The sequence below is a fragment of the Clostridium luticellarii genome, from assembly GCF_002995845.1.
GTDB lineage: Bacteria > Bacillota > Clostridia > Clostridiales > Clostridiaceae > Clostridium_B > Clostridium_B luticellarii.
Map to the genome: position 1 here is coordinate 1 of NZ_PVXP01000044.1, position 17,056 is coordinate 17,056.

Sequence of the window (17,056 nt, forward strand, 5' to 3'; positions counted from 1 at the left end):
GTATAGTATGATATAAATAAATATAACTTGAATAAACTTTGAACCTTGTGTATCTATATTAACAAATACAGGTGGATAATTATTAAATAATATATTTATATACTAATATTTTAAGATGTTATCATTTACAATATATATATTTTGATAAATTAATAAATTTTCCTATTGCCTTTTTTAAAAAGTTGTGTTATATTTTTATAAAATTAAAAAGCACTATTGGTTATACCAAAATTTATAAGCGAGGAGATATGTAAAATGAGACAGGTAGCTATTTATGGAAAAGGTGGAATTGGAAAATCCACTACAACGCAAAATCTTACTTCAGGGTTAGCAGAAATGGGAAAGCACATAATGGTAGTAGGTTGTGATCCTAAAGCGGATTCAACTAGATTGCTTTTAGGTGGACTGGCTCAGAAGACGGTTTTGGATACTCTGAGAGAAGAAGGCGAGGATGTAGATCTGGATTCAATATTGAAAAATGGATTTGGAAACATAAAATGCGTTGAATCCGGTGGACCGGAACCTGGAGTCGGCTGTGCCGGAAGAGGTATTATAACTTCAATTAATATGTTGGAGCAGCTGGGAGCTTATACGGATGATTTGGACTATGTTTTCTATGATGTACTGGGTGATGTTGTCTGTGGTGGATTTGCAATGCCTATACGTGAAGGAAAGGCTCAGGAAATATATATAGTGGCCAGCGGTGAAATGATGGCCATGTATGCGGCAAACAACATATCAAAAGGTATAAGCAAATTTGCAAACGCAGGTGGAGTCAGACTGGGAGGTATAATATGCAACAGCAGAAAGGTTGCCAATGAGAGAGAACTTCTTGATTCATTTGCTAAAAAATTAGGAAGCCAGTTGATATATTTCGTACCGAGAAGTCCGGAGGTTACAAAAGCAGAGATAAACAAGCAGACTGTTATACAGTATGATCCAAAAGCCAAGCAGGCGGATGAATACAGAGCGCTTGCCCAGGCTATAGATGGAAATGACATGTTTGTAATACCAAAACCGATGGCTCAGGATGAGCTGGAAGCCATAATGATGGAACATGGTCTTATGGATTAAGGTCGTAATATGAAAATACAGTTTATAAAGACTAGGATAATAAAGTGTATCCCTAAATTTTGAGGTGATTTGAGGGATACACCCAAAAAAGTACCAGAATCGACTAAATTCTAATACAATGTAAGTTTAACACGAAAAAGGGGAGTGTTCAATAATGTTAATGGTAAAAGCTATTATAAGGCCGGAAAAAGCTTCAATTGTACTTTCGGAATTATGTGATGCTGGTTTCCCGGCAGTGACCAAGTTTGATGTGGCAGGCAGGGGTAAACAGAGAGGAGTAAAAGTCGGAGAAATATTTTACGATGAAATACCTAAACAGATGCTGCTGATAGTAATAAAAGATGAGGACAAGGATGATATTATAAGCATAATCACTAAAAATGCGAAAACTGGAACCAAAGGAGCCTTTGGAGATGGAAAGATATTTGTAACTCCTGTAGAAGAGGCCTATACAATAAGTTCAAATACAAAGGAATTATAGGGGGAAAGCAGCATGAAAGAGATTATGGCGATTATCAGAATGGATATGGTAGGCAGGACAAAAGATGCTCTTGCCAAAATCGGTTTTCCTTCTATTACATGCAAAAAGGTGCTTGGCAGGGGAAGGAAAAAAGTTGATTTTTCTATGATCCAGGATTTTATCAGTGAAAAAGATATACTGGAAGCATCGGGCAGGAAGATTGCAGAACAGATATCTGAAACCCACAGGCTTATTTCTAAAAGATTGGTAATTATATTGGCAAAAGACGAAGATGTAAAAAAAGTTGTGGATACTATAATAGAGGTTAATAGAACGGGAAATCCCGGAGATGGAAAAATATTTGTAACAAAAGTGACAGACATAGTTAGAATAAGGACAGAAGAAGCAGGAGATGCGGCTATTTAATTTTTGTGAAAGGATGGGATTTTATGAGAAAAAAATTAGATAAAGTGGTAAATGAGGTTTTGGAACCATATCCGGCTAAAACCTACAAAAAGAGAAAAGAGCATATTGTCATAAAGACAGAAGAATCCCCAAATCCGGTCATCGCAGCTAATGTAAGGACTATACCAGGGGTGATTACAGCCAGAGGATGCTGCTATGCCGGCTGTAAGGGTGTTGTCATGGGACCTATAAAGGATATGGTACACATAACCCATGGACCTATAGGGTGCTGTTTTTATACCTGGGGCGGAAGAAGATTCAAGTCAAAAGCTGAAGAAGGTGGACAAAATTTTAATGAATATGTTTTTTCTACCGATATGGAGGAAAAAAATATAGTCTTTGGCGGAGTTGACAAATTAAAAAATGCAATAAAGGAAGCAGTTGAAATTTTTCATCCCAAGGCCATAGGTGTATATGCAACATGTCCTGTTGGACTTATAGGTGATGATATAAATGCAGTAGCACGGGAAGCCTCGAAACTCTATGGAATTGATGTTCTTGCCTTTAACTGTGAAGGTTATAAAGGTGTAACACAATCTGCAGGTCACCATATAGCAAACAATACGGTTATGAGTGAAATAATAGGAAAAGGAAACGGCCAGCATAAAAAGTATTCAGTAAATATACTGGGAGAATACAATATAGGCGGGGATTCCTGGGAAATTGAAAGAATTCTTGAGAAAATAGGCTATAATGTGATTACAGCTCTTACAGGAGATGCAAGTTATGAGCACATTCAAAATGCCAATCTTGCAGATGTGAATCTGGTGCAGTGTTATAGATCAATCAACTATATAGCAGGTATGATGCAGACCAAGTATGGTATACCATGGATCAAATGCAATTTTATAGGCATAAAGGGAACAATTGATACCCTGAGGGAGCTGGCAAAAGTCTTTGATGATCCATATCTGTATAAAAAAACAGAAGAGGTCATTGCAGAAGAACTTGCTGAAATTGAAACAGACATAGATTACTATAAAGAGAGATTAAAAGGCAAGTTGGCTTGTTTATATGTAGGTGGCTCAAGAGCCCAGACGTATCAGGTACTGCTAAAGGATCTTGGTGTAAAAACCATTCTTGCAGGCCATGAGTTCGGACATCGTGACGATTATGAAGGAAGTGAAGTTATTCCAACTATAAAAGTTGATGCGGACAGCAAGAATATTCCTGAAATAACTGTAGAGCCGGATAAAGAAAAATATCGTGTTATAGTACCAAAGGAAAGAGCAGAAGCTCTTAGAAAAGAAGGTGTGCCGGTATCCTATTACGGCGGATTGGAAAAGGAAATGGATAATGATACGGTGATAATAGACGATTTAAATGCCCACGAAATGGAAAAATTCATAAGAGAACTCCATCCTGATATGTTTCTGACAGGAATAAAGGAGAAGTATGTAATTGAAAAAATGGGAGTGTTGTCAAGGCAGCTTCACTCCTATGACTATACAGGACCTTATGCAGGATTTAAAGGTGCAGTTGTATTTGCCAGAGAACTGGCAAGGGGAGTTTATACTCCGGCATGGAAGTATTTGACTCCGCCCTGGAAAAAACAACCTTTAATAGAGGGAAAATTGTCGGATGAAGCAGCAGTTTCAGGAGGTGAAAAATAATGTTAGATGCAACACCAAAACAATTAGTAAAAAGAAAAGCTTTGAGAATAAATCCAGCCAAAACCTGCCAGCCAGTGGGAGCAATGTATGCAGCCCTTGGAATTCACAATTGCCTGCCGCACAGCCACGGTTCCCAGGGATGCTGTTCTTATCACAGGACGGTGCTTTCAAGACATTTCAAAGAGCCGGCATTGGCTTCCTCGAGTTCATTTACTGAAGGTGCCTGTGTGTTTGGCGGTGGTTCAAATGTAAAGACAGCTGTTAAGAATATATTTGCAATGTACAATCCAGATATAATAGCCATCCACACCACATGTCTTTCTGAAACCATAGGAGATGATCTTCCTACTTATATAAGGGACATGGAAATACCGGAAGGAAAGCTGGTTATTCATACAAATACGCCAAGTTACGTGGGATCACATGTCACCGGATTTTCAAACATGGTAAGAAGTATGGTGCAGTATCTTTCGGTAAACAGTGGAAAGAAAAATGGGAAATTTAATATAATTCCTGGCTTTGTAGGACCTGCTGACATGAAAGAGATGAAAAGAATATTCAGACTTATGGATATCCCATATATAATATTTCCTGATACCAATGGAGTGCTTGATGCACCAAATACAGGCGACTATAAAGTATTTCCTGAAGGCGGTACCAGGGTTAAAGATATAATAGATGCTGGAAATTCGGATATGACTATAGCTTTTGGGAGCTATTCTTCAGAAGATGCAGCCAAGAAATTGGAGACTAAATGCAAAGTTCCCTTCAAAACATTAGAGGTTCCCATTGGAATTGATGCAATGGATGATTTGATTATGACATTAGCTAAAATTACGGGAAAGCCTGTGTCTGAAGAAATTGAGGAAGAAAGAGGTCAGCTTCTTGATTTAATCCTTGACTGTGCTCAATACTTCAACGGTAAAAAGGCAGCTGTAGTTGGAGATCCAGATGTTGTAATTCCACTAGTTCAATTTTTAATAACCCTGGGAATGACCCCCAAATATGTAATAACAGGTACTCCTGGAGCATTATTTGAGAAAAAGATCAAAGCCATTATGGATGAAGCCGGTATAGAGGGAATTGTAAAAGCTAATAGTGATTTCTTTGAGATGCATCAGCTTATAAAAAATGAAGGCGTGGATCTTTTGATATCCAATACCTATGGAAAATTTATTGCCAGAGCAGAAGACATTCCGTTTGTCAGATTTGGATTTCCTGTAATGGACAGGTATGGACATCAGTACACTCCTAAAGTGGGCTACTCCGGTGCCATAGATTTGGTAAGGAGAATGTGTGATGCAATGCTCGACAAGGATGACAGAGAGTGTAAAGAGGAGGATTTTGAAGTAGTACGATAAATCATATGAATTAAAGACTGGTTTGGATTCAGGCATCACCTTGAATCCAAACTTGATATTATAAGTACTTTTTATTTAATGGAGGGGATCTTTATGGAAAATATTCAGTTGAGATTGGAAGCCGAGAAAGCTGAAATTATAGAAGATAGAAGAGAATTTGTATGTTACAACTCCAAAAATAAGAATTCAAAGATCAGATGCGAAGAAAACAGTGTTTCCGGTGCAGTTAGCCAGAGAGCCTGTGTGTACTGTGGCGCAAGAGTAGTACTAAATCCTATAACAGATGCCTTCCATTTAATACATGGACCAATAGGGTGCGCAGCTTATACCTGGGACCTGAGGGGCAGCTTGTCTAGTGGCTCGGAATTGTTCAGAAACAGTTTTTCAACGGATTTAAGTGAGACAGATGTCATATTTGGAGGAGAAAAAAAGCTGAGGGAAGCTGTTGATGAGATAGTTAAAAAATTTCATCCCAAGGTTATTTTCATATATGCCACCTGCATAGTGGGAGTTATAGGTGATGACATAGATGCAGTCTGTAGAAGTGCTGAAGAAAAATATGGAATAAGGGTAATACCTGTAAAGTCGCCAGGATTTTCAGGGAATAAATCCACAGGTTACAGAGCTGCCTGTAATGCTATATTGAAGCTCATAGGAGATAAAAAAAGTGATAAGAAAGTGAGCGGAATAAACTATCTTGGGGATTTCAATCTGGCAGGAGAAGTCTGGGTAGTGGAAAATTATTTAAAGAGAATAGGCATTGATATTGTTTCAAAACTTACAGGTGATGGAAAAGTTGACGAAATAGTCAAGGCACCTGAGGCAAAGCTCAATATAGTTCAATGTGCCGGTTCCATGGGATATCTGGCCAAGCAGATGGAGGAATTATATGATATTCCATTTATAAAAACAAGCTTCGTGGGACTTGAAGATACTGAAAATTCACTACTTCAGGTTGCAAATATTGTGGGAGATGAGGAAACTGTAGAAAGAGCTCGGGAACTTATAAAGGCTGAAAGTGAAAAAATACAGCCGGAGCTTGATTATTACAGGGGCAGACTTAAGGGTAAAAAAGCAGCTATATATGTAGGCGGAGGTTATAAGGCCATATCTCTTATAAAGCAGTTCAGGGATCTGGGAATGGAAACTGTAATGGTGGGAACACAGACTGGAAAACCTGAGGACTATGAAATAATAAGGCAGATTACAAAAGATGGAACAGTAATACTTGATGATGCAAATCCCTATGAACTTGAGAAATTCATGGTGGAAAAGGGAGCAGATGTACTTGTAGGCGGCGTCAAAGAGAGGCCTCTTGCATATAAGCTGGGAGTTGCATTTTGCGATCATAATCATGAGAGAAAGCACATACTTGGGGGATTTCAGGGTGCTATAAATTTTGCAAAAGAGATAGATTTAACTGTAAACAGCCCTGTTTGGGACTATGTATAAAAAATTTGAGGAGATGATTGGAATGGGTAATAAAAAACTGGTCAATGTGGATGTAAATCCGTGTAAAATGTGCATGCCCATGGGAGGAGTAATGGCTTTTAAGGGAATAGAAAACAACATGGTTATTTTACATGGCTCTCAAGGCTGCAGTACTTATATAAGAAGACATATGGCAACTCATTATAATGAACCTGTTGATATAGCATCATCTGCTCTTACCGAACAAGGCACTGTGTATGGAGGTACCAAAAATCTTAAAAAAGGTCTTAGAAATATGATTAAGATGTACGAGCCCACTACTATTGGTGTAATGACAACCTGTCTTGCGGAGACTATAGGAGAAGATACAAAAAGAATTGTAGAAGAATTTTATGAAGAAGAAAAGGATAATGAAAAGATAAAGCATATAAAAATAATAACTGCTTCAACTCCAGGATATGGAGCCACTCAGGCCGAGGGATACTATACGGCACTGAGGAGTATTGTTGAACAAGTCTGTGAGAAATCTGAAAGTACAGGTAAATTGAATATAATATGTGCCAACCTGAATCCGGGAGATGTGAGAAATATAAAGAGAATACTTGATGATTTCAAGATAGGATATACAATTTTACCGGATGTGTCAAATACCCTCGATTCTGCACATAATGACAAATACAGGAGGATACCGAAGGGCGGCACAAAAATAGAGGATATTAAAAAAATGCCTGGAGCAGCAGCCACTATTGAAATGGGAGTTACCGTATCCGATGAAAAGTCTCCAGGAATGTATTTGCAGAATGAGTACGATGTACCTCTTTATAAATGCCCTATTCCCATTGGCTTTAGAAATACGAACCAGTTTATCGACCTGGTATCGAAGTTGACTGGAGTTCCTATTCCAGAGGAATATGTAGTTCAGAGAGGAAGATATCTGGATGCCATGATTGACAACCATAAGTATACAGGGGAAGCCCGGGTGATGCTGTATGGCGAGCCGGAGCTTGTATATGCAGTTGCCAGACTCTGTCTTGAAAATGGGATACTTATAAAGATGGCTGCAATGGGATCTAAAAATCCTGAACTTCGCCGCAGACTCAAGGAGGAACTTAAAGTTCAAAAGGAAGATTCCATAGTTTTGGATGATACGGATTTTGGCACCATGGAAAGTTATGCAGAAAAGCTGAAAATCAATTTGATGCTTGGAAATTCCGATGGAAGGAGGATGGCAGGAAAACTGAAGCTGAAATTGATAAGGATAGGATTTCCTATACATGACAGGGTTGGCGGTCAGAGACAGGTTATAACCGGATACACGGGTTCTTCGTTTTTAATAGATTCTGTGGCAAATGCAGTTCTGGAGCATACTCAAAATACTTATAGGGAAAAGGCATATAATGATTTTTATGCACCTATGGCAAAAATGGAGAAAGAAGAAAAATCAGTTGGCGATAAAACCTGCACTCATCCGTGTTTTGGAGACAACGCACATAAATTTGCCAGAATGCACATACCTGTTGCACCTAAATGCAATATAAGCTGTAATTACTGCAGCAGAAAATATGACTGTGCAAATGAAAGCAGACCAGGAGTTACAAGCGGGGTGCTTAGTCCTGAGGAAGCCCTTCAAAAATTCAAGGCGGTGAAAAGCAAGATTAAAAACCTGACTGTGGTGGGAATAGCAGGACCTGGAGATGCTCTTGCAAACTTTGATGAAGTGAAAAAATCTCTTGAACTCATAAGACAGTATTCTCCTGAGACAACTTTCTGTCTTTCAACCAACGGGCTTATGCTTCCTTTCTATGTAAATCAGCTGATAGAGCTTGGAGTGTCGCATGTTACAGTTACGATAAATGCTGTAGACAAGAAAATAGGGGCAAAAATATACAGGGAAGTCAATTATTTAGGACATAAATATACAGGGGAAGAGGGAGCTGAAATACTTTTAAACAACCAGCTCGCAGGGCTCAAGTATCTCTGCTCGAAAGGCATAGTATGCAAAGTAAATACAGTTATGCTCAAGGGTATAAATGACAATCACATAGTGGAAGTTATAAAAAAGGTAAAAGAGTGCGGGGCATATATGACAAATATAATGCAGATGATACCTGTACAGGGAAGCAGATTTGAAGATCTGCCGCTGGTTTCAAATGTGGAATTGAATGAAATGAGAAAAAAATGTGAAGTTGATATAAAGCAGATGTATCACTGCAGGCAGTGCAGGGCAGATGCCATAGGAACTCTGTCGGAGGATCACTCTATAGATTTTAGGAATATAGGCTGCGAAGGCTGCATAAGCAAGTGCTCCGGTAAAGTAGAAAAAAATGAGCCTGAAGAAACTGCCCCTGAGGGTGGAAAATATAAGTTTGCAATTTCTTCTAAATCGGGCATTAACATAGATCAGCATTTTGGGCATGCTAACGAATTTTATATATATTCCTATGACCAGGGCAGCATAAGACTTCTGGAAAAAAGAAATGTAGATAAGTATTGTATGGGAATTTATGATTGTTTGGATCAGGAAGATAAAATGTCTAAAATAATGAGGACTATAGGTGACTGTGATGGAGTAATCGTGCTGAGAATTGGAGATGATCCCAGAGAAAAGCTGGAGGCGAAGAATATAAAGGTTATGGAGATGTATGATTCCATAAACAGGGCGGTGGTAAAAGCTGCAAAGGAACTTGAAAAAGCTGCCGAACCTGAAATTTTGTCTATTACTGAGATTGATAACTGATAATTTTCAACTGTGAATTGTGAATTGAATGAGGGGGTGTATAAAATGTCCATTGTAATAGACAAACATAGAAAGATCATTATAGACAGAACATTGCCTGAAATTGTGAAAGCAAATAGAAACATTGATCTAAAACTGACAGCCGAATTTCTTGCGCTTATTAAAGATCTGGGAGTGGATTTTATAGAAATAAACCAGGAAGTGGTTGAAAAAATCACGGAACTGCCAGAAGGACTCAAATATATATGCAGATTTGAAAATGCATTTGACGCACAAAAATTTAAATATGTCATTTTAAATTATAAAAAGCTGAGATATTTGGATGAAAATTCTCTGGAAAAATTAAAAGACAAGAAAATAATGCTTGAAGTCAGTATCAGGGATTTAGATAAAATTGCTATGGAGGAATCTGATAAGATATTCAACAGCATGGATGTGGTGTGTATTAGAGTAAAAGATGTGGTAAAATACAATTTATCAGGCTGGAGTAGATTTATAGAAGGTATAAAGGACAGATTTTCTGTCTATGTTGATTTTTGTGCAAGCAATAAATATTATATGGCCACTTCTGTCAGTCTGGAAGCCTGTGTCGACGGAGCGGACTCTGTATCTACAGCTTTTAATGGACAAATTTACAATATGGCACCCCTGGAGGAAGTTGTTTTAGCCCTTAAAATCATAAAAAATGGAGAGCTTCACGGTAATTTAAAATTACTGGCAAAAGCGGTGGGAGTTTATGAAAAACTTACAGATAAAAAAGTATCCCCCATGAAAGCTGTAATAGGAAAAGATATTTTTAAATACGAATCGGGAATTCATGTGGATGGAATAGAAAAAAATCCTCGAAATTACGAACCTTACAATCCCTGTGATATAGGTGGAACGAGAACCATGTATATAGGCAAACATTCGGGTAAAAAGGCTGTCATGGTCAAATTGAAAGAACTCAATGTGGACTATGAGGGTGTGAATATTGAAAAATTTTTGGATAAAATAAGAAAAGTGAGTACTGAACTCAAGAGAAATATTTTGGATGATGAATTGCTCAAAATGTTCAACGACTTTAAAAAATCAGCTTGAAGTAGAGCTTATCTGAAAGAAGGTGTGATTGTGGATGTAAAGATAGTTGATACTACTTTAAGAGACGGCGAGCAAAAAGCTGGTATAGCTTTTGGAGTAAATGAAAAAGTGAGAATTGCAAAACTTATCGATGACATGGGAATTTATCAAATAGAAGCGGGCTGTCCGGCTATGGGCGGATATGAGAAGGAAAGCATTAAAAGAATTGCAGGTTTGGGATTAAAAAGCAGGATATCTTCATGGAACAGGGCAAATATCAAGGATATAGATGCATCCATAGATTGCAATGTTGATATAATTCATATATCTATTCCGACATCTGATCTGCAGATTAGTTCAAAACTGGGAAAAGATAAGAAATGGGTTTTGGACAGAGTAAAAAGGTGTGCTGCCTATGCCCTTGACAGAGGCTTTGAAGTCACCATAGGGATGGAGGATGCCAGCAGATCGGATATAAATTTTTTAATTGAATTCTGTAGTGCTGTTTCTGAAATGGGAATTAAAAGGGTGAGATATTCAGACACAGTTGGAATATCTTATCCCAGGAGGGTATTCTACAGTGTAAAAAAATTGATGCAGGAAGTACCTGTGGAAATTGAAATACACGCCCATGATGATTTTGGGATGGCTCTTTCAAATTCTCTCGGAGCAGCTGAGGCGGGGGCTAAATTTGTGGACTGTACTATATCCGGAATAGGTGAAAGAGCTGGGAACTGTGATTTTCTGAAATTTATGCAGGTGTTGAATGTAATTGAAGGAGATAATTTGCTATCTGCAAATTTTAATAATCTGCTCAGTGTGGAAAAGGAAATAAAAGGAATAATGTAGATATAAGGCGAAAAACAGTGGGCTTAATGACCTGCTGTTTTTTATGGGAATAACTGTTTGCAATTGCAGCAATACTTATAGGATTGTTTACCTATATTGAGAATCATACAAGATTTCCTATGCTGGACATGACTCTCTTAAAAACAAGGCTTCTCTCTTTTGCGTATATTAGTACGCTCTTAAACGGTATTGCTAGAGGAGCCGTCACTTTTCTCTTAATATTCTATTTCGAGGGTGACAGAGGTATTGACCCGATTAGGGCAGGTATACTTTTATGTCCTTTTGCAGTGGCGATGATGGCCGTATCCCCTATAAGCGGTATGCTGTGTGACAAATATGGTGCAAGAATTTTAAGTTCCATAGGGCTTCTCATATCTGCTGCAGGACTACTTGGATTCATGGAGATAAATACAGCATCTTCCACGGTTTACCTGGTTGTGTGCATGGTATTTACCGGAATAGGCTCAGGGATGTTCTTCTCTCCAAATACAAGCTCTATAATGGCAAATGTGCCTGAGGACAAGAGGGGAATTGCGGCAGGTGTAAGGACCATGTTCATGAATGCAGGCATGGTACTCAGTATTGCCATATCGATGGCAATAATATCCTCAAGCATATCACCTTCAGCTATGCAGGCATTATTTGTACATTCTCATGTTTCTTCAAATGACATAGCTTCAACTCAGTTTATAAGAGGGCTCAGAACAGCTTTTACAATTTCATTCGTATTTAGTCTCATTGCAGCTTTCATGTCATATTTAAGAGGAACTGCACCAAAATGGGAAAAACAAGGTGAAGCATAACTATGAGGCATGCCTAAAAGCTGTGAGATCTTTTATTATGGATTCTTCCTGCTTTTGGGTAATTGTTCCTTTTTTTACTAGAGCATCTAATCTGTTCCTGAAAAATTCAGTCATATTGCTTATATGTTCTTTCCTACAGGAGATAAGTAAATTTTGTACAGCATTTTTTTGACCTTTACTTAAAATTCCCTTATTTACTAATTCATTCAAACCACTGTTGAAAGAATATCTGAAATTTTTCCCTTGTTTTTTGGAGATTGAAAATAGCTTTTTTACGGCAGTCTCTTGTTCCTTGGTTATTGTACCGTTTTTAACCAGATTATCCAATCTATTTTTGGAGCACTTATGCTTCTTTTTCATAAATTTATGGAAATCATCAGGTTTTATTGAATCTAGCACTGCATCTTCCTGGTTTTTTGTTATTTTACTATCTTTTACTAGTTGATCAAGGCGGGACTTATAATCAGGGTGATTATGTTTTTTACTGTTTTTCAACGTAGTTTGGACCATCACGGATGTATTGCCGGGTGATATGGCATGAACCGCCGTGGGACTGATATTTAACAAAATTAAAACAGTCAACCCGGCAATTATTCCAGTAGTTTTTTTAAGCATTTCATTTGCCTCCTCGTTAATATTTACACTTTGTTATAAATGTATTATCGTTCGTATAAATTTGTTTATAGTTTGCCAATTCATGAAATAATTATTCAAAAATATCGGATAAGTTCATAACTAATTTAGAAATTGAATTCCGTTTAGGTGGGTAATTGAATTTAAGAAAAAGTATTGATTAAAATTTGTGCAGGAAATATAATATCTAATGTATATTTTATTATAATTAAGATCATGCATACTGATGAGAAAGGAACTATATGATGTATAAGAAAAATCATATTTTTACTCCAAGTGTTATAGCACTCATTTTGCTTAGCTTCATTTTAGGAACCAGTGAATTTATTGTTATAGGCATCCTGCCGGATATTTCACGAGATTTAAGTGTTTCTCTGTCTGTAGCCGGGACCATTGTATCTATATTTGCTCTTACTTATGCAGTTGGAACACCAATAGTTACAGCGTGTACAAGCAATATAAACCGGTATAAACTTTTATTGCTGATGAATATAATATTTATTTTGGGAAACTTTATAAGTGCAGTGACGCCCTCTTACAGTCTTTTGGTAATTTCGAGAATTTTAACTGCTGTTGTTTCAGGTACTATAATTTCATTGTCAATGACCTTTAGCAGTGATGTGGCTATTCCAGAAAATCGTGGAAAGGTTGTTGCCTGGATATTTTCTGGTTTCAGTATAGCTTCAATTGTGGGTGTACCGGCAGGAACATTTATGAGCCATTTATTAGGCTGGCACTCTGTTTTCTTTGCTATTTGCCTTGTAAGTGGTTTTGTTACATTTTTTTTGGCACGCAGCTTGCCTAAACAATGTGTCAGTCAAAAGTCAAACATGATGCAGCAGCTTTTATTGATAAAAGATAGACGTATTCAACTTGGTTTTCTGATCCCAATGTTTGGAGCAGCCGCAACCTATGTATTTTATACATATTTGACACCAATTTTTGAAACAAAGTTGAACATAGATCAAAAATATATTGGTATACTGTTACTTGTATTCGGTATATGTTCAATTGTAAGTAATCTGATCTCCGGGAAAATTGCAGCATCCAATGGCATGAAAAAACTACATTTAGTATTTATACTCCAGACCATTCTACTTGTGCTGCTGCCAATATCCTTTTTGTTTGTTCCTGCAGGATTATCAGATATATTTGCTCTAGGAGTGGTAATGTATCTTATGAATTCACCGGTTCAAATTTATTTTCTGGATACTGCTACTTTTTATTATCCGGTCTCGGTCAACTTGGCTTCTTCAATAAGCCCAGTTGCATTTAATTTTGGTATTTCACTTGGATCACTAACTGGAAGCTTTGTTGTTGCACATGTTGGTTTTACATATTTGGGCGTGTTTGGTGCATTCTTTTCTTTTGCTGCTTTCTTGATAATATATTATTTGAAGAAACGAACTAAAAACTTTTCCAGTATATACTATAAGAAAGAAAGCATTTGTTGAGATGAAGACTCAATAAATGCTTTTCTTCTTATTTGCACAAATCTGTAAATATTCCTGTTTTAATATTTAATCACTTATTTTTTTAACATCAATGTGATTAGCAGTATCATCTATCTTATTGTGAGTTTTATTTTTTTTGGAATGCATAAGCATCATTGGTATCATTAAAAACATCATTATAGGACATATAAATGGAGCTATTGATGCAAGCAGAATTTTAAATCTTGGTGCTATTCCCAGAAAAGGCAAAATTGAAACTAAAGCTAATGGAATGGCACAGCAGAGAATCATCATAAGCATATGGCCTATTCCGCTGTGACTTGTGCTATTGGTTTCATTTGAATTATTTCCATGACAATTCATATAAATTCTCCTCACCTATTTAATAATTATTTTGTTTTATAATACGATATTTTTGTGTAGATGTTATGAAGAAATTAAAATACAGCTAAATTTTAATTTTTACATAATATCTACATATTTATCAAATAAAATAATTTTGATAAAGTCTATATAAAAACGTATAATCAATTGTATGAGTGGAGGTAATATTTTTGCAGAGTATCAGGAAAAAGTTGAGTATAATAATTATTTTTTGTTCAGTTATTGCAGTTATTTTGCTGGCATTTTTAGTTAATTTAACGGTCAATAGAACTTTCAACAATTATGTAATAGATACTCAGAATCAAAGGAATAGTAGAATTGTGGATTATTTTCAGCAAATATATAAAAAAGATAAAAAATGGACTATAAATTCTGGAAAGGAAATTATGCATGAGGCCTATATGAGCAATTATTGCTTAACCCTTTTAGATACTAACAAAAATGTTATCTGGGGTATGAATCCAGATGATATAAAAGAAAATTCCCATATGATGATGCAAAGAGTTTATAACAATCCGGGAGTTTATAAGTCAAAATTATTTGAAATTAAATATAATAAAAAAATTGTAGGTTATGTGCTGATTGGACAGTATTTCCCAATACTTCTGACCCAGCAGGACATAAATTTTAAAACGGCAATAAATAGAAGTATACTGATAAGTATAGTAATAGCAATTGTGATAGCGGTTATCATAAGTATAATTATATCGAAACAATTTTCTGACCCCATTAAATCGGTTTCAAATACATCTGTCAGACTCTCCAATGGAGACTATGATTCTAAGTCAAGTATAAAAAGTAATATAAAAGAGCTTGATAATCTGACTAGAAGTATAAATATACTGGGTAAGAAACTAAAAGAACAGGATCAAATCAGAAAAAGGCTTGTCTCTGATATTTCTCATGAAATAAGGACTCCGCTTAATATTCTCCAGAATAACTTGGAGGCAATGATTGACGGTATATTTCCAGTGAATGGGGAGCGGTTGAATTATTTAAATGATGAAGTGATAAGATTTGGAAAATTGTTGAACAACCTGAATGTTTTAAAGCAGTTCGAGGATGAAAAGTTAAATCTGAATATGAAGAAATTATTTTTAGATAAATTAGTTTTATCTGTAAGCAATAAGTTTTCCATTGATTTTAAAAATAAAAATATCAAATTTGATTTAAATATTGAAGAAGGTAAAAATTTTGAGATAATGGGAGATGAAGATAAGCTGAAACAGGTTTTCATAAATTTACTGACTAATTCTATTAAGTTCACGGAACCTGGTGGAGCTGTGTGTATTTACCTGAATGCAGATAAAAATAGGGTTATAGTCAAAGTTAAAGATAATGGTATAGGTATAAAAAAAGAGGATCTGCCCTATATTTTTGAAAGATTGTACAGAGGAGATAGAAGCCGGCACGAGACGGAAGGAAGTGGAATAGGACTGACTATTGTAAAAAAGATACTTGCTCTTCATTCTGCAGTTATTGACGTTGAAAGTGTTTATGGCATGGGCACATCATTTATATTATATTTTAATAGATACAAGGAGAATATGTAATGAATAATATTTTGATAATCGAAGATGAGGTGAGAGTGCTTGAAGTAATTAAAGCTTACCTTGAGAGAGAAGGATATAGAGTATATTGTGCGGCTAAAGGATATGAGGGACTTGATTTGTTTAACAAGGTGGATTTTCAGCTTGTCATATTGGATTTGATGCTTCCTGATATTGATGGTGAAGATGTGTGCAGAATTATAAGAGAAACATCTAAGGTGCATATATTTATGCTTACTGCAAAGGTGGAATTGAGGAATAAAATTCAGGGCCTTAATATGGGAGCGGATGAATATCTCACTAAGCCATTGAGTCCGAGAGAATTGACAGCAAGAGTAAATGCACTGTTTAGAAGAATGAATTACAGTAAATCAACAATATTTTCATATGATAATGGAAGACTCAAAATTGACAGGGAAAAAAGAAGCGTACAGGTAAAAGGAGAAGATATAATTTTAACTCCCAATGAATTTGAACTTTTATATACTCTTGCGTCAAATGAAGGCAAAGTCTTATCAAGGGAACAACTCATTCAAAATATATATGGTATTGATTTTGAAGGTTCCGATAGAACTATAGATGCCCATATTAAAAATTTGAGAAAAAAAATAGAAGATGACAGTAAATCACCTAAATACATAATTACTGTTATTAAGATAGGCTATAAATTTGGTGTGCAGAAAGATTCGTAATATATAAGACTTCAAGGAGTTTACGGGATGTTTATTTAAACCCCTTGAAGTTATGAGCCACTTAAGCCATCAACATTACATTTGAAGCTTTGATTACTGCTGTAGCTTCAGTGCCTACCTTAAGTCCCAGGCTTTTTATAGCATCCATTGTTATAATGGAACATATTTTGTTCCCATTTCCTATGTCTATTATAACTTCACCATTTACAGCTCCCTCTTTGATTTCGGTTACTTTTCCCTTTAATTGATTTCTTGCACTGATTTTCATAATTATATCCATTCCTCCTATATGTTTATTTTTATATTTATAGATTTTTCCTATTAAGGCTTAATTATACTAGAATTAATAAAATTTGATAAATATTATCTGTTAGTAATATTTTATCAAAAAAATCATCAGTAAGCCAGCATTTTTGTAATTTTTATGTTTATAATATGTTGTTGTAATAATAAAGATTAGAATTTTTATAACGATGGATATAATATAGATT

At 36.0% G+C, this 17,056-nt stretch carries 16 protein-coding genes; 13 read left to right on the plus strand and 3 right to left on the minus strand.

The genetic code is table 11. The annotated features are described in order from the left end of the window. The first annotated feature begins 255 nt into the window (after positions 1–255). The 10 genes from nifH to CLLU_RS12860 all read left to right on the plus strand — a co-directional run bounded on the left by nifH (position 256) and on the right by CLLU_RS12860 (position 11,852). A complete protein-coding gene (nifH, locus tag CLLU_RS12815) occupies positions 256–1,074 on the plus strand; it encodes a nitrogenase iron protein (protein WP_106010179.1) in 819 nt (272 codons plus the stop codon). Between the two features lie 154 nt (positions 1,075–1,228). Beyond that, entirely contained in the window at positions 1,229–1,555 is a 327-nt protein-coding gene (locus CLLU_RS12820; RefSeq protein WP_106010180.1) for a P-II family nitrogen regulator, read from the plus strand. A 12-nt stretch (positions 1,556–1,567) separates the two neighbouring features. Then, positions 1,568–1,960 (plus strand): P-II family nitrogen regulator, encoded by a 393-nt coding sequence (locus tag CLLU_RS12825; RefSeq protein ID WP_106010181.1) that lies wholly within the window; start codon positions 1,568–1,570, stop codon positions 1,958–1,960. Between the two features lie 23 nt (positions 1,961–1,983). Continuing rightward, positions 1,984–3,612 carry a nitrogenase molybdenum-iron protein alpha chain gene (nifD, locus tag CLLU_RS12830; RefSeq protein WP_106010182.1) on the plus strand — a complete coding sequence of 543 codons (1,629 nt, stop codon included), beginning with the start codon at positions 1,984–1,986 and terminating at the stop codon, positions 3,610–3,612. Further along, positions 3,612–4,973, plus strand: a complete 1,362-nt coding sequence (locus CLLU_RS12835) for a nitrogenase component 1 (RefSeq protein WP_106010183.1) — start codon at positions 3,612–3,614, stop codon at positions 4,971–4,973. The genes nifD and CLLU_RS12835 overlap by 1 nt, the downstream gene beginning before the upstream one ends. A 93-nt stretch (positions 4,974–5,066) precedes the next feature. Then, on the plus strand, positions 5,067–6,425 hold the full coding sequence (gene nifE / locus CLLU_RS12840; protein ID WP_106010184.1) for a nitrogenase iron-molybdenum cofactor biosynthesis protein NifE: 1,359 nt from the start codon (positions 5,067–5,069) through the stop codon (positions 6,423–6,425). A gap of 22 nt (positions 6,426–6,447) precedes the next feature. Next, complete coding sequence (gene nifB, locus CLLU_RS12845; protein WP_106010206.1) at positions 6,448–9,141, plus strand: nitrogenase cofactor biosynthesis protein NifB; 2,694 nt, start codon at positions 6,448–6,450, stop codon at positions 9,139–9,141. A gap of 45 nt (positions 9,142–9,186) precedes the next feature. Further along, a complete protein-coding gene (locus CLLU_RS12850; RefSeq protein ID WP_106010185.1) occupies positions 9,187–10,221 on the plus strand; it encodes a homocitrate synthase/isopropylmalate synthase family protein in 1,035 nt (344 codons plus the stop codon). Positions 10,222–10,251: 30 nt separating this feature from the next. Next, positions 10,252–11,049, plus strand: a complete 798-nt coding sequence (locus CLLU_RS12855) for a homocitrate synthase (protein ID WP_106010186.1) — start codon at positions 10,252–10,254, stop codon at positions 11,047–11,049. Between the two features lie 119 nt (positions 11,050–11,168). Then, positions 11,169–11,852 carry an MFS transporter gene (locus CLLU_RS12860; RefSeq protein WP_242977617.1) on the plus strand — a complete coding sequence of 228 codons (684 nt, stop codon included), beginning with the start codon at positions 11,169–11,171 and terminating at the stop codon, positions 11,850–11,852. Here CLLU_RS12860 and CLLU_RS12865 read toward each other — a convergent pair whose 3' ends face one another. Continuing rightward, positions 11,853–12,467 (minus strand): hypothetical protein, encoded by a 615-nt coding sequence (locus tag CLLU_RS12865; protein ID WP_106010187.1) that lies wholly within the window; start codon positions 12,465–12,467, stop codon positions 11,853–11,855. It abuts the gene before it with no gap. 260 nt (positions 12,468–12,727) lie between these two features. Between CLLU_RS12865 and CLLU_RS12870 the strand changes: the two genes are divergently transcribed. After that, positions 12,728–13,939, plus strand: a complete 1,212-nt coding sequence (locus CLLU_RS12870) for an MFS transporter (protein ID WP_106010188.1) — start codon at positions 12,728–12,730, stop codon at positions 13,937–13,939. Positions 13,940–14,005: 66 nt separating this feature from the next. On the opposite strand, the gene CLLU_RS12875 is transcribed toward CLLU_RS12870, so the two are convergent. Further along, a complete protein-coding gene (locus CLLU_RS12875) occupies positions 14,006–14,302 on the minus strand; it encodes a hypothetical protein (protein WP_106010189.1) in 297 nt (98 codons plus the stop codon). 191 nt (positions 14,303–14,493) lie between these two features. Between CLLU_RS12875 and CLLU_RS12880 the strand changes: the two genes are divergently transcribed. Then, positions 14,494–15,876 (plus strand): sensor histidine kinase, encoded by a 1,383-nt coding sequence (locus tag CLLU_RS12880; protein ID WP_106010190.1) that lies wholly within the window; start codon positions 14,494–14,496, stop codon positions 15,874–15,876. Beyond that, positions 15,876–16,565, plus strand: coding sequence for a response regulator transcription factor (locus tag CLLU_RS12885; protein ID WP_106010191.1), 690 nt, complete (start codon positions 15,876–15,878; stop codon positions 16,563–16,565). Before CLLU_RS12880 ends, CLLU_RS12885 begins: the two co-directional genes overlap by 1 nt. A gap of 61 nt (positions 16,566–16,626) precedes the next feature. Here the strand turns inward: CLLU_RS12885 and CLLU_RS12890 are convergent, their stop codons facing one another. Continuing rightward, on the minus strand, positions 16,627–16,833 hold the full coding sequence (locus CLLU_RS12890) for a TOBE domain-containing protein (protein WP_106010207.1): 207 nt from the start codon (positions 16,831–16,833) through the stop codon (positions 16,627–16,629). Between the last annotated feature and the right edge of the window lie 223 nt (positions 16,834–17,056).